General features: G+C 38.2%; 11 protein-coding genes. 3 read left to right on the forward strand and 8 right to left on the reverse strand.

What is annotated here, in order from left to right; genetic code table 11:
* Window positions 1-99 precede the first annotated feature (99 nt).
* From ptsP to P3F81_RS11945, 6 genes are all read right to left on the reverse strand, one after another.
* Complete coding sequence (gene ptsP, locus P3F81_RS11920) at window positions 100-1,806, reverse strand: phosphoenolpyruvate--protein phosphotransferase (RefSeq protein ID WP_147669558.1); 1,707 nt, start codon at window positions 1,804-1,806, stop codon at window positions 100-102.
* Between the two features lie 32 nt (window positions 1,807-1,838).
* Complete coding sequence (locus P3F81_RS11925) at window positions 1,839-2,099, reverse strand: HPr family phosphocarrier protein (RefSeq protein WP_147669557.1); 261 nt, start codon at window positions 2,097-2,099, stop codon at window positions 1,839-1,841.
* A gap of 50 nt (window positions 2,100-2,149) precedes the next feature.
* Window positions 2,150-2,542 (reverse strand): dihydroxyacetone kinase phosphoryl donor subunit DhaM, encoded by a 393-nt coding sequence (gene dhaM, locus P3F81_RS11930; protein ID WP_147669556.1) that lies wholly within the window; start codon window positions 2,540-2,542, stop codon window positions 2,150-2,152.
* A 17-nt stretch (window positions 2,543-2,559) separates the two neighbouring features.
* A complete protein-coding gene (gene dhaL, locus P3F81_RS11935; RefSeq protein WP_147669555.1) occupies window positions 2,560-3,183 on the reverse strand; it encodes a dihydroxyacetone kinase subunit DhaL in 624 nt (207 codons plus the stop codon).
* 193 nt (window positions 3,184-3,376) lie between these two features.
* On the reverse strand, window positions 3,377-4,369 hold the full coding sequence (gene dhaK, locus P3F81_RS11940) for a dihydroxyacetone kinase subunit DhaK (RefSeq protein ID WP_147669554.1): 993 nt from the start codon (window positions 4,367-4,369) through the stop codon (window positions 3,377-3,379).
* A 302-nt stretch (window positions 4,370-4,671) separates the two neighbouring features.
* Window positions 4,672-6,657, reverse strand: coding sequence for a sigma 54-interacting transcriptional regulator (locus P3F81_RS11945; protein ID WP_309320799.1), 1,986 nt, complete (start codon window positions 6,655-6,657; stop codon window positions 4,672-4,674).
* A 409-nt stretch (window positions 6,658-7,066) separates the two neighbouring features.
* On the opposite strand from P3F81_RS11945, the gene P3F81_RS11950 reads away from it, so the two are divergent.
* The 3 genes from P3F81_RS11950 (at window position 7,067) to P3F81_RS11960 (ending at window position 9,737) form a co-directional block, all read left to right on the forward strand.
* Complete coding sequence (locus P3F81_RS11950; protein WP_147669552.1) at window positions 7,067-7,837, forward strand: PRC-barrel domain-containing protein; 771 nt, start codon at window positions 7,067-7,069, stop codon at window positions 7,835-7,837.
* Window positions 7,838-8,022: 185 nt separating this feature from the next.
* Window positions 8,023-9,288 carry a VanW family protein gene (locus tag P3F81_RS11955; RefSeq protein ID WP_309320431.1) on the forward strand — a complete coding sequence of 422 codons (1,266 nt, stop codon included), beginning with the start codon at window positions 8,023-8,025 and terminating at the stop codon, window positions 9,286-9,288.
* A 209-nt stretch (window positions 9,289-9,497) separates the two neighbouring features.
* Window positions 9,498-9,737 carry a hypothetical protein gene (locus tag P3F81_RS11960; RefSeq protein ID WP_147669550.1) on the forward strand — a complete coding sequence of 80 codons (240 nt, stop codon included), beginning with the start codon at window positions 9,498-9,500 and terminating at the stop codon, window positions 9,735-9,737.
* Window positions 9,738-9,807: 70 nt separating this feature from the next.
* Here the strand turns inward: P3F81_RS11960 and P3F81_RS11965 are convergent, their stop codons facing one another.
* Together P3F81_RS11965 and P3F81_RS11970 are read right to left on the reverse strand one after the other, a co-directional pair.
* Entirely contained in the window at window positions 9,808-12,852 is a 3,045-nt protein-coding gene (locus tag P3F81_RS11965) for an efflux RND transporter permease subunit (protein ID WP_147669549.1), read from the reverse strand.
* The gene (locus tag P3F81_RS11970; RefSeq protein WP_147669548.1) at window positions 12,849-13,934 is read right to left on the reverse strand and encodes an efflux RND transporter periplasmic adaptor subunit; all 1,086 of its coding nucleotides are present in this window, start codon (window positions 13,932-13,934) and stop codon (window positions 12,849-12,851) included. The genes P3F81_RS11965 and P3F81_RS11970 overlap by 4 nt, the downstream gene beginning before the upstream one ends.
* Window positions 13,935-13,969: the final 35 nt, after the last annotated feature.

The following is a 13,969-nucleotide window of genomic DNA, read 5'->3' on the forward strand; positions in this document are numbered from 1 at the left end:
TTTACAAGCACTGTGCTGCAAACGCTTTTTATTTATTTTGGGAATAAGTTCGGCTAAGATTTAGATAAAATCAAAACTCCACTAAATCCCAACCTTATTTTATAGATTATTCTTCAGATACTCTTTTACTTCTTCGGCAGTCTCTAATTGTAGAACTGCTTCTAGGATAACTTTTGCTTCTTCAAAACTAATTTTACGGATTTTTTCTTTTACTTTAGGAATAGATGGTGCACTCATGCTAAGCTCATGAATTCCCATGCCTAAAAGCAATACTGCGGCAGCTGGATCACTCGCCATTTCACCGCACATACCAGCCCAAATATTATGATCTCTAGCTGCTTTAATCGTCGTATAAATTAAACGCAAAACAGCTGGATGGAAATGGCTATATAAATAAGCAACATTATGATTTACTCTATCTACCGCAAGTGTATATTGAACCAAATCATTCGTCCCAATGCTAAAGAAATCTACATGTTTTGCCAGAACGGGTGCCATAACTGCTGCAGCTGGAGTCTCTACCATGATACCTAAAGATACATCCTCAGAATATTCTTTTCCTTCTGCAATCAATTCATTTTTTGCTTTTTCAAGCAGAGTTTTCACCTGATTGATTTCTGTAACACTGATAACCATCGGCAACATAATTGCTGCTTTTCCATAAACACCTGCACGTAAAATTGCTTTTAATTGCGGAATAAATAAATCTTCTCTAGTTAAACTGATCCGTAGTGCCCGCCAACCCAAAAACGGGTTATCTTCCGGTGGTACATCAAGATATGCGAGTGGTTTATCTCCACCAATATCCATCGTTCTAATTACACAGATATTACCTGCACATTTTTCTACAGCTTTTTTATAAGCGAGATATTGATCTTCTTCCGTCGGAATATTTTCTTTTCCCATAAATACAAATTCTGTTCTAAATAATCCAACACCTTCACAACCATAAGTAAGTGCTGATTTCACATCGTCGGCGCTTCCAATATTTGCAGCAAGCTGCACTTTCACACCATCTGTTGTAATCGCTGGCAATGGTGCTAGCTGTGCATAATGTTCTTGCTGACGCTTTTGCTCTTCCAATCGTTTTTGATAACTGGTAATCGTCCGTTCATCAGGATTAATTAATACTTCTCCTTCGTCACCATCAATTAATACCATTGTGCCATCTTTAATCGCTTCAACTTTTTTGCCTAAACCTACAACTGTTGTAATCGCCCGCGCTTTGGCAATAATAACAGCATGACAAGTCGTACTCCCCTGTCCTAAAATAACACCGCCAATTTTGTTAGATGGGATATTTGCTATAACGGAAGGCTCTATCTCATGCCCACAAAGGATTACTGCCTCATCACCAAGCTCAGGCTCAGGCACACCGAGTAACCGTTTCGCGATTCGCCTTCCAACATCGCGGATATCTACCGCCCGTTCCTTCAAATACGCATCATCCATTGCTTCAAACATCGCCGCATATTCTTCACTTGCATCTAAAATCGCCCTTGGCGCTGACCCCGTACTCGTAACCTTATCAATAATTGCGCTTTCAAGTGATGAATCCTGTGCCATCATAAGATGAGCTTCCATAATCGCCGCTCTATCTATAGATTCTTTTGCTTTAAGCATTTCAACACTAGCTTCCAAATCAGCAACAACGTTACGAATTGCTTCGTGGACTTTTTGAATTTCAGACTCACTATCACCAGCATCATACGCAGCAAGATATCCGTCTATATTTTGACTTACGAGCATGACTTTGCCGATAGCAATTCCAGAAATAACACCCTTGCCTTGTAATACATCTGGCATAACTATAACCTACCTTTCCAACAGTCTCTATTCTATTCTCCGAATTTAGATTCAACTAATTCAACTAAAGCTTTTACCGCATCTTCTGCATCCGCGCCTTCTGCTTTAATCGTAAGTTCAGTCCCTTTCGTAAGTCCCATTCCCATAATCATTAAGATACTTTTTGCATCCACCGTTTTCCCTTTTGCAGTTACCGTAATTTTACTTTTAAATTTTGCAGCTGCCTGAACAAACATCGACGCCGGTCTAGCATGAATTCCTGTTTCATTCACAATAATAACTTTTTGTTCCATGATTGTATTCTCCTATTCTCTTCTTGCCTTTTTATTTGTAAAATCTAAAATTATAATTTTTGCAACTTTCTGGCGCCTTCAGCCGTAGCAACAACAGTATCAAGCGGACTTCCTAATGAAGCCTCTACGGCTGCGCTAATTGCCCCTTCTAAAATTGGAGTATCTGCTACTTTTACTCTTTCTTTTAATTCTTCATCTACGAGTTCCAATGCAACATCAGTACTTAAAACTGCACTTCCTAAATCCACTAAGACAAGTACACCACTACCATCATCCGCAGCCTCAATTGCAGCTTGAATTTTCATTGCATCAGTACCGATTCCTCCGTCCTCCATACCACCAGCTGCAATGATTTTTTGTTCTGGGCGCGACATTTGCATCGCCATTTCTTTAATTCCTTCTGCTACTTTTGCACTATGTGATACGATTACAATACCAACCATACTTACCACCCCACTTTTTACTTTTTGTAATAATCATACAAAGCTTTAATCATTACAGTAAGTGAAGTTGCTCCTGCATCTTGATGACCAATACTGCGTTCGCCAACATAACTCGCTCTGCCTTTAGTTGCAATAATTGTCTTTGTGTATTCTACCCCATCTTCTGCTGCCTTAACCGAAGCTTCTAAACATTCTAATAATGATTTGCCTTTTTCTTTTCCTTCAATAAAACATTCATGGACTGGAATAAATACATCCAGCATTGTTTTTTCACCTTTTACAGCTTTGCCGCGATCTTGAATCCCCTTTACAGCTGCAGCAATCATTTGTTCCGCGGTGTCTACATCTAATGCAAATTTTCCCGTTGCTGGGACTGCCGCACGCATAAAAGCTGTACCATATAGAGGGCCTGCCGCTCCACCAACACTTGAGATAAGTGTCATACCTACAGTTTTTAAAACCGCACCGATATCTTCGCCTTCACCAAGCACTTCAAGCTTCTTCTCTACCGCTTCAAAGCCACGCGCCATATTAATTCCATGATCCCCATCACCAATCGCTTGATCAAGTGCAGTCAAAAATTCTTTTTGTGCAATAACCGCTTTTCCTACAACTCCAATTACTTCATTTATCTCAGCCATAAATTTCTCTTCCTTTTCCGTTGCAAATAATATGTTGTATTATTTGCAGTTTTTTATTTTATATCCACACAAACAATAAACTAAGCAACTTCACTAAAGAATATGCTTTATCACAAAAATTAGCCTGTGTTATAAAAAGGGGCTTGTTCCAACATCACATTAGCACAAGCCCTAATCATGTTAATTAAAATAATTAAAATTGAACTAACGCCGGAGTATCCGCTGGTGCTAACAACAATTTTTTCATTTCCGCATCTAGTTTTAGAACACTAATAGAGAAACCTGCCATTTCGAGAGAAGTCATATAATTACCAACAAAAGTTTTTACTGTCTCAATTCCTTTTTCAGCTAATATTTCTGCTACTTTACGATTTGCTACATAAAGTTCCATAAGTGGAGTTGCTCCAAGACCATTTACCAGTACTGCAACTTCATCGCCACTATGAACGATATCCTCTGCCAAAATTTTATCAAGTAAGTGCGTAACGATTTCATCCGCAGTTTTGATTTCTTCACGATGTGTACCTGGTTCCCCATGAATACCCATACCAATTTCTACTTCTTTTTCACCTAGTTCAAAACTTGGTTTTCCTGCTGCTGGAACTGTACAAGGCGATAAAGCCATACCCATTGACCGAACATTTGCAATTACTTTTTCTGCAACTTCTTTCACTTCTGCAAGCGAGCCTCCAGCTTCAGCTTTTGCTCCAGCAATCTTATGCACAAACACTGTACCCGCAATACCACGACGGCCAACTGTCCATGTACTGTTCTCTACTGCAACGTCATCAGCTACAACAACTTTTTCTACTTCAATCCCATCAGCGGCTGCCATTTCTGCTGCCATTTCAAAGTTCATTACGTCACCAGTGTAATTTTTAATTACAAGCAAAACACCTTTTCCACTATCAACAGCTTTTACTGCTTCATATACTTGATCTGGTGTTGGCGATGTAAACACAGCACCAGCAACAGCGCCATCTAACATACCTTTACCTACAAACCCACCATGTGAAGGTTCGTGACCACTACCACCACCACTTACTAAAGCTACTTTTTCACCTTTTTTCACTCTAACTACAACATCTGCACCTTCAACTCTTTTCAAATATTGAGGATGTGCTGCGACCATACCTTGAAGCATTTCTTCAACAACATTTTCAGGAACATTAATAATTTTTTTCATCTCTCCATCTCTCCCTATAAAAAAATTTTGTTCACTATAGTACCGTGACTTTCACTTAATATATATTGCAAGCAGCGTGCCAAACGCAGTCGAATTCGACAATAAAGTTTGAAAAATTTGAAAAAACTCCTTTTCCCTCTTGATTTATCTCGCCCCGAACACCATCTATAAATAAGATATTTCTTTGTTTTTCCCAGAAAAATAATTCATTTATCCTATAAAACCCAAAACACCTAGTAAAAAGTATCAATATTTCTTCTAATATTGATACTTTTTACTAGGCGTTGATATTTTTTATCAAGCTACTCTTTCGTTAACCCGTATTTTTTTGCTTTTGTTGCAACTGTCTTATGTGTTAATTTCAACATTTTTCCTGCAGCATTAAAACTTCCACATTTTTTTAATGCATTGCTGATAATTTGTTTTTCATACTCTTCCCAAGGCAACACTATATTATCATCAAATGCACCTCGTCTAGTCGCCTCAATTCTTTTGACCTCTCTAACTACTGTTTCACCTCGAATATAGGAAGGCAGATGCTCTAGTGAAATATATTCTACATCCATCAAAGTAATCACTCGTTCCATGATATTTTCCAACTCCCGGACATTCCCCGGCCAACGATAATCAACTAAAACATCTAGAGCCTCCGTCGTGATTCCTTTTATTGGTTTATGCATCTCATTGCTGATTTTTCCAATAAAATGTTCAATTAATAAAGGGATATCCTGTGCTCGTTCTCTAAGTGGTGGTAAAAAAAGTGGAATTACATTCAAACGATAATATAAATCATCGCGAAATGTTTCCTTCTCCAACATTTCTTCTAAATTTCGATTCGTAGCGGCAATAATTCGCACATTCACTTTAACCGACGTTTCGCCACCAACACGATAAAACTCGCGTTGCTGCAAAGCCCTTAACAGCTTTACTTGCATATTCCTGTCCATATCGCCAATTTCATCAAGAAAAATTGTACCGTTGTTCGCTAATTCAAACTTTCCAAGTTTCCGTTTCGTTGCACCGGTAAACGCACCTTTTTCGTGACCAAACAATTCGCTTTCAAGTAACGCAGATGGAATTGCTCCACAATTTACACGAATAAATGGACCTTGCGCTCTACTGCTTGCATAATGAATCCCCTCGGCAATCAATTCTTTCCCCGTACCACTTTCGCCTCGAATCAATACCGTAGCACTACTTTTTGCAGCTTTTACCGCCATTGCCAATACATCAACAACTTTACCACTCGAACCGATATAATGAGCAAACGCTTTGTTATTTTTTTTCGTACGCAAAAGTTCCTGTTCCAAATACTCCGCTTTCGCAGAAACTTTCATTAGTTTCTCCATTAACTCTTGCACTTCCGTAATTTTTTTCACAACAGATACGACGCCAGCAATCTCGCCATCGACCATAATCGGATTTGTATTCGCTACGACAGTAACACCATTTTTCTTTTTTACAATACTGCCCATTTGCTGTTTTCCTGTCTTTAGAACTGTATTTCTTACACCATTTGGCGATATTTCCCGAATATTTTTCCCAATTAATTCAGCACTTTTTCGATCCACAATTTTCAAATACGCGGGATTCGCATAAATAATCTCGCCAACTTTATTTAATACGCAGATACCATCTTGCACAGTTTCCAAAATAAGTTGTAATCTTTCTTGCATTTCTTTAACTTCATAAAATTCCCACGTAACTTTTTCAAGCGCCGATACGTCTTCAAAAATTGCCGTTGTTCCGCGGACCTCTCCATCAATAATTATCGGCGTACGATTCGTTAACGTCATTGCACCATTAATCGCTTGTCTAGATGCGATTTCACCTAACCCAGTCTGATTGACAATATGCATTCTCGTATTTGGTACGACATCATAAACTCTCTTTCCGATTGCTTTAGTCGCGGGGATACCAATAAGACGCTCTGCTGCTGGGTTGCAAACAGTTATAATATCTTCTTGATTAGTTACAATTAAACCATTCGCCATACTAGAGAAAATCTGTTCTGCCGTAAATGCATTTTCGTGTAAAAGTTGGTCAACCTCTTTTAACGCCGAAGAATTTCCTAAATTAAAATCTCCTTCAAGAAAAGTAACCATCTCTTCAACTGCTGAGAATTGTTTATCGTCATCTGTAGAAACCCAAATAGAATCTCCACAGCCAATCTTTAATGCAACCAAAGACATTAAGGTTCGAATCTCAATTCGCTCACTATCCTTACTGCGAATATATAACTTGCATTGACGTGATTGATATATTTCATGTGATTTTTGCACAATCATTGCAGCAACCCTTGTATGCAGCCCACTCTCGTGATAAACTACCGCTTGTTTTTCAAACAAAACTCCCGCCTCACTTCCTGCACAGATTATAACGCCATTGTTCAAGATCTTCCGTAAGAAAATCTTATTTTGAGTTATATTCTCATTATACTTTATCTCATCATTTTCGACCATCCCCACCTAAAAATTAGAAATTGATACAGGTTTTTCGTTAAAATTGTCGAATTATTTTCTTTATATAAAGTAGGCTTGATCCAGGTGGAGTTTTACTCCACCTGGGTTCTAGTCACCCTTATCCAGAGACTTAACTGCTTTTTTAACTCCCATAATTAGAAATCTTAGCGCAGGTTAGTCATCGGATAAAGTATCGAACAAAAATTTATTCATATAAAAAGTAGGAGGATTTTACATGAAAAAAAGTATAAATATTCTAGGTTTACCTATCATAAGTATTATAGAATGTAGTGAACTTGGCACAAGTAAAGGTCTAATGATTGATGCGAATAAAGGAATTGTTGCAGGTATTCTCATTGAAGACGACGAGTGGTTTCGCGGAGCTAAAATCTTACCATTTGATGCAATTACAGCAATCGGCAACGATGCAATTACCATTATGAATGATACGGACATTATTCCATTAACGGAAGGTGCAGATTATGAACCACTATTAGTAGAAAATATAAAAATAATCGGTACAAAGGTCATTACAAAAACAGGCCGCCTTTACGGAAAAGTAACGGAAATTATGATTGATGACGCCGGTAAAATTGCAGAATGCGAAATTATGAATAGTCACAACGTAGTTGTCACCTTAGCTGCTGATAAAATTTCTACGTATGGCAAACATGTTACAATTATTGAAAACGTAGAAATTGAGCCAATTGCGCCAGAACCGATTAAGCCCACACCGCTTGCACAGCAAAGCAAAATTTTAAAATCGAATCAAATTGATCCAGCCCCAATCCATCCACCATTAATGAAAGCAACTTCCTTTATTAAACCAAATCATATGTCAGATGACGAATACAAAAAGACTTTGCTTGGACACCGCGCAAAGTTTCGCTTAACAACGGATAGTGGTGTTGTCATTATTGAAGCTGGCGGCGAAGTTACGCAAGAAGTTCTACAAAAAGCTACTTTATCAAAAAAAATTCCTGAACTCGCGTTATGCCTTCAATAACCCCACCTTAATGCAGGGGGATTTTAACTCCATTTGCATTTTAAGATGACTAGCATCCCTTACTTCAGAAAAGAGGAAATCTCATTAAAAAGTTAATTTTTAACCAAAAGGCCTTAGTAGCTCTACTTTTTCTCTGTATGGCTATTCTCTTTACTTTAACGATTTTATTTACTACCGGACTTGCATTGTTAAATTCCAATCGCATATTTTTTGGAGTTTCCACTCCTCTCGTACATGTTAGCAGCTTGACAACCACTGAAGCAGAGGCAAATTTACAAACCTACTTTCAAGAAAAAATCGTTCCTGCACCAGTGATAAAAATAGATTGCAACAATAAAAGCTGGTCAATCACTGCTGACCAAATTGATTTAGAACTGGATAGTGCAGCTACGGCTCAAAAAGCTTTTTCCATCGGGCGAAATCCCAACATTTTTAAGCGAATTTATGAGCAAATTCAATGTTTTTCTTCTGGAATTATTATAGAACCGGAATTTCGCTGTAATAAAACAAAACTCACAGCAGTCCTAAAAAAAGTACATGCGCAATCTGGACAAGATACGGAAGATGCATATTGTCAATTAGACGGCGAAAAAGTCACGATTATCCCTGAAAAAATTGGACAAAAACCTAATTTTGATAAATTGATGAACGATTGTAGCCTCGATGCATTAAAAAAACAATTACCCCTAATCGTTCATCTCGATGTAGAAATCTCTTCCCCTCAGGTCACCGCTGATGCATTAAAGCAAATTGATACTTTACTTACAGAGTACTCTTCACAATTTAATGCAGAAAATGAAAATCGTTCTGAAAATATTCGTATTGCAGCTAAAAGCATTGATAAGCATTGCATTGTGTCCGGCGAAATCTTTTCTTTTAATGAACATGTCGGGTTACGTGTTGCAGAGGCTGGATTTAAAGAAGCGCCTGTCCTTATTAACGGCAAAAGCGTTCCCGATATCGGTGGCGGCGTTTGTCAAGTAAGCAGCACACTTTATAATGCGATATTGCTTGCCGACTTAAAACCTATGAATCGGACTCCGCACTTTCACCCTCTAGGCTATGTACCTTTTGGACTAGATGCCACCGTTGCCGATAATTTGATTGATTTCACCTTTCAAAATACATTACCAAATAGTATTTATCTTCTAACAAAAGTTGCGAACAATACCTTAACAATTTATATACTCGGTAATCATCAAAGCCTTTCAAAAGAAACGATTAGCCTTGCTTCTTCTATTGATAAAGTCATCCCTCCAGCAGTCGTTGAACAAACAGACCCTTCCTTATCGAAAGGAGCAAGATTTATTGCAGATCCCGGGCAAGAAGGCTATGTTGTATCCTCTTACCGCATAAAAAGCTATCAAGGACAAGAAGTGAGCCGTGAACTCCTCTATGTCGATACCTACTCCGCAGAAGATAAAATTATCCGAATCGGCACTGGAAAATAAATTTAACGTATTAAAGCAAAAAATTTGTAAAATTTCTGTTACGAAACAGAAATTAACAATTTACACTTGACGAAAAATTATATATAATATCATTATAAGTAAGATTATAGGATATGATTATCCGAGATTTGTTGATAATCACGCAGTAACGCCATTTATTAATGGGTCAGTCTGCGTTTTTTTATTGTTAAAGAAAAGGAGTCTTCGGCGTGAAAAGAGCTGTTATTGATGAAATTGCGAATCCAGAATTACGTTTTGTTTGCAAGTATATCGAAGAGGAAATTTTCGAACGTGGTTTTACGAACAACATCATCGAAATAGACTTTGAGAATATTTGCGAATGCGACAAAATAAAAAAAGCTTGTGAAATCCTTGGCTATAAACAAAAAATTGGCGCTAGCTATATGAAGCGATTACTGTCTACACATCGCTATCATCTAAAATGCTAAGTAAATCTTATACATAGAGTTCTTTTATATGAAAAAAGTTCACTTCATTTCGGAAGTGAACTTTTTTATTTTATTCATTTTCTTCTTTTACTTTAAACCACGCCGCATACATCGTTGGCAATACCAAGAGGGTAAGTACAGTTGCACAGAATAACCCCCCTGCAATCGCAACTGCCATCGGGCCCCAGAAATTACTGCGCATCAATGGAATCATGCCTAAAATTGCCGCTGCTGCGGTCAGCATAATCGGTCTAAACCGCAAAATTGCCGAATCAATAATTGCATGCCATGGATCTTCACCATCAGCAATATGCTTTTCAATTTGATCAATTAGAATAACGGAATTTCGAATAATCATTCCACTTAACGCTAACACCCCAAGTTCTGCAACAAAGCCCATAGACTGATTGGTAATGAGCATACTTGTCGCAACTCCAATAATCCCAAGCGGTGCCGTCATTAACGTAATAAACATCAGCGACATCCGTTTCAACTGGAACATCAATAGAGTAATAATTACAATAATCATTGCCGGAATTGGCACCATCATAAATTCAATAGATTTATCGCTACTTTCTAACGCACCTGCTGACTCAATTGTATACCCCGGTGGCAGATTATCTTGAAGCCCTTTTATTTTTTGTAAAATTTCATTCGCAACGTCATTTCCTGTTACGCCATCGATAATATTTGCTCCAAGTGTAATTGCCGGTTTCAAATCACGCCTTGCAATTTTTCCATCTTCTGCTGAATAGCTGACTTTTGCAATTTGTTCTAATGGAACATAACGGTTTCCAATATAAATCGGCATATCTTTAATTTTTGATAAATCTCCACGTGCATCGCTACTCATTCTAAAAACGATATCCACTGTTTTGTCGCCTTCGTAATATTCAGCTATCGCTGCACCTGACAATTGCGTTTGCAAGCTAAGTGAAAAAGTTTTTGCATCAATACCCAAATTTCTTAATTTATCTTGATCTAAATCAAGATGCATAACTTTGCTCTTTTCTTTCCAATTAAACTTTACTTCTTTTACTTTATCATTTGTAACCATAATATTAGAAACTTCATCGGCTATTTCACGAACTTTTTCGTGTTCATATCCACTAACTCTAAACATTACTGGATACTCCGCTGGTGGTCCAGTTTGAATCAACCGAATATTCCCAATGACATTTGAAAACTCCTCTGAAAATGATTGTTGGAACTTTGCAATAAGCTTTTCTCTTGCTTCATTGTCTTTCGCAACAACGATAAATTGTGCAAAATTCGTCGCCGGCAATTCCGGTGTCATTGTTAGAACAAATCGTGGAGATCCCTCACCTGCATAATAACTATAATTTTCAATGCCATCCAATCCGTCAAGCATCGCAGCAAAACGATTTGCTGTCATATCCGTAGCTTTCATTGACGCCCCCTCTGGCAAAGTCAAAGAAACGATAATCTCCGGACGCGTTGAAGGCGGGAAAAATTCTTGTTTTACAAGTTTTAATAAGCCAATCGACCCAATAAAGCAAATAATCGTACACCCTATGACTAGTACGCGATGACGCAAACACCAAGTCAATAGATTGCGAAAGAATTTATAAAATTTACTTTGATAAGGGTCTTTATCTTCTTGATGCACTTTTACTCGAATTAAGTAATAGCCAAATAATGGCGCTACCATAACAGAAACAATCCATGAAATAATGAGCGCAATAGAGATTACGGGGAATAGCGAAGAAGTAAATTCTGCTGACATTCCTTTAGAAAAGCCTACGGGAATAAACCCTGCACAAGTAATCAACGTTCCTGTAAGCATTGGAACAGCAGTTACCGTATAGGCATAGCAAGCTGCTTCAAATCGTTCATACCCTTGTTCTAATTTCACTGCCATCATTTCCACGGCAATAATCGCATCATCAACTAAAAGTCCCAATGCAATAATAAGCGCCCCCAACGAAACTTTATGTAACGAAATATTAAGCATATACATTGCTAAAAATACACCAGCAATAACTAAAGGGATACAGCCAGCTACAACAAGACCAGTACGTACTCCTAAGCTTAGAAAGCTTACAAGTAAAACGATTGCAATCGCTTCCAAAAGAGTTCTGACAAATTCGCCAATCGAATTTTTTACTACTTTCGGTTGATTCGAAACTTGATTCAACTCTAATCCAAGCGGCAAATCTTTACTAATTTGATCTACTGTTTTAGAAAGATCATCGCCCAGCTTTAGAATATTACCACCTTCTGACATCGAAAGCGCAATCCCAATTGCTGGGTGTCCGTTAAAATACATTTTGGGTTCTGCCGGCTCTACATATTTTCTTTCTACGGTTGCAATATCCCCAAGACGAAACGTCTTGCCATTGGCACGAATCGCTAGGTTTTGAATTGCTTCAACGCTATCAAACTGACCAGTCACACGCATATAAACATCATCGGTCTGAGTTTCCACCATCCCGGCCGGATTCATGGCATTTTGATTTTTTAAAACGGAAGCGATTAAGTCAGGTGAAATTCCAAGCTGCGCTAATTTACTCGTTTCAACTTCTACATATATTTTCTCCGGTTGTTCGCCAATGAGTTCAACTTTCTTTACATTATTCAAATTCAATAAAGTACGTCGAATTCGCTCTGCCTCTACCCGCATTTCCTCATACGAATATCCGTCTCCCGTCAAAGCATAGATTGACCCAAATACATCATCAAAACTATCATTAAAAAATGGACCGACAACACCTTCTGGCAGGTCAACTTTGATATCATTTACTAAATTTCTCGCATTGAACCAAGAAGATTTTATTGATTCTTTCGGAAAATCCTCAACAAGTGTTACATAAATAACCGCCTTGCCCGGATAAGATTTACTCTCTAGATAATCAAGTCCAGGAATATCCTGCAATTTCTTCTCCAATTTATCGGTAACTTGTTCTTCAACTTCCCTGGCACTTGCGCCAGGCCAAGCAACAGATACTACCATTTGCCGAATGACAAAGTCAGGGTCCTCCATTCGCCCTAATTTTTCATACGAAAAAATCCCCATAATAAAAGTTACGATAATGAAATAATAAACGAGCGATTTATTTTTTAAAGCGATTTCTGTTAAGTTAAATCCCTTCATTTGGTCTCACCTGCCAACCGAACTTCCTGGCCTTCATGCAATTTATGCACACCTGCGGTTACAATAACATCTCCAGCATGTAGACCTCCTGTAACTTTCACTGCGTTATCAGCAAAATTTTCAATGACTACCGCCTGTAATTTCACTTGATTATCTTTAATAATCCAAACTTTCGGACTATCATCCGTTTGATAAATCGCAGATAAAGGAACAACATAATAATTTACATCCGTGTCTACATTATTTAATCTTGCACTGGCTGTCATACCTAAACTTATAGTATCCGGCAAATTTAATAGCGTAATTCGAACTTTATAAGTTCGCGCAACAGGATCCGCAATTGGAGAAATCTCTCGAATCGTACCGCTGACAACCACATTGTTTAACGCCCAAAAGGAGATTGTTGCTGATTCACCCACCTTAACATCCTTTATTCGACCTTCCGGGATATTAATTTCAACTTCCAATTCTCCATCCTTCACCAGAGTAACCATGCTCTGGCCTGCAGCTACCACTTGTCCTACTTCCCCTTGGATCGCTGCGATTACACCATCTGCATCGGCTAAAAGCTGACTATATTCTAGTGCATTACTGCCTTGCGCTGCTTGTGCCTGTGCTTGCTTTAATGTAGCTAGCGCTGACTCATAAGTTGTTTTATATTGCTCATATTGTGCAAGGCTAATTGCTGCTTGTTCATAAAGTTGACGATAGCGCGCTAAATTTGCCTCCGCTAAAGCTAATTGTGCACGGGCCGATTCCACTTGTGCAGCCCCAATATTTGCTGTCTGTACAACGTCCTTGGCATCAATCGCCATTAGCAAATCCCCTTTGCTGACGCGTGTCCCTAAATCAATATTACGAGTAATGATTTTCCCTCCAACTTGAAAAGCAAGCTGACTTTCATAACGTCCTTTAACTTCTCCAGCATAAACAGACGAATCATTTTTATCGGTCATCCCTACAACCATCGTTTTCACAACGGGAGCATTTTCCTTAAGTTGCGAATTTTTATCACAACCTGTGATGAATAGAGAAATAAAGATACATCCAATAAATAAAATAAATAACTTACTGTGCCGCATTTTTCAAACCTCCAAATCCGTCCATAATAATTAAC

Source organism: Selenobaculum gibii (assembly GCF_030273445.1).
GTDB classification, from domain to species: Bacteria; Bacillota; Negativicutes; order ICN-92133; family ICN-92133; genus Selenobaculum; species Selenobaculum gibii.

What these genes read in the sequence shown, in the direction of transcription:
- dhaM (WP_147669556.1), bottom strand. Translation starts at nt 2,542, where the DNA reads ATGGTTGGTATTGTAATCGTATCACATAGTGCAAAAGTAGCAGAAGGA.
- P3F81_RS11945 (WP_309320799.1), bottom strand. Translation starts at nt 6,657, where the DNA reads ATGATTGTGCAAAAATCACATGAAATATATCAATCACGTCAATGCAAG.
- P3F81_RS11925 (WP_147669557.1), bottom strand. Translation starts at nt 2,099, where the DNA reads ATGGAACAAAAAGTTATTATTGTGAATGAAACAGGAATTCATGCTAGA.
- P3F81_RS11965 (WP_147669549.1), bottom strand. Translation starts at nt 12,852, where the DNA reads ATGAAGGGATTTAACTTAACAGAAATCGCTTTAAAAAATAAATCGCTC.
- dhaL (WP_147669555.1), bottom strand. Translation starts at nt 3,183, where the DNA reads ATGGCTGAGATAAATGAAGTAATTGGAGTTGTAGGAAAAGCGGTTATT.
- P3F81_RS11950 (WP_147669552.1), top strand. Translation starts at nt 7,067, where the DNA reads ATGAAAAAAAGTATAAATATTCTAGGTTTACCTATCATAAGTATTATA.
- dhaK (WP_147669554.1), bottom strand. Translation starts at nt 4,369, where the DNA reads ATGAAAAAAATTATTAATGTTCCTGAAAATGTTGTTGAAGAAATGCTT.
- P3F81_RS11970 (WP_147669548.1), bottom strand. Translation starts at nt 13,934, where the DNA reads ATGCGGCACAGTAAGTTATTTATTTTATTTATTGGATGTATCTTTATT.
- ptsP (WP_147669558.1), bottom strand. Translation starts at nt 1,806, where the DNA reads ATGCCAGATGTATTACAAGGCAAGGGTGTTATTTCTGGAATTGCTATC.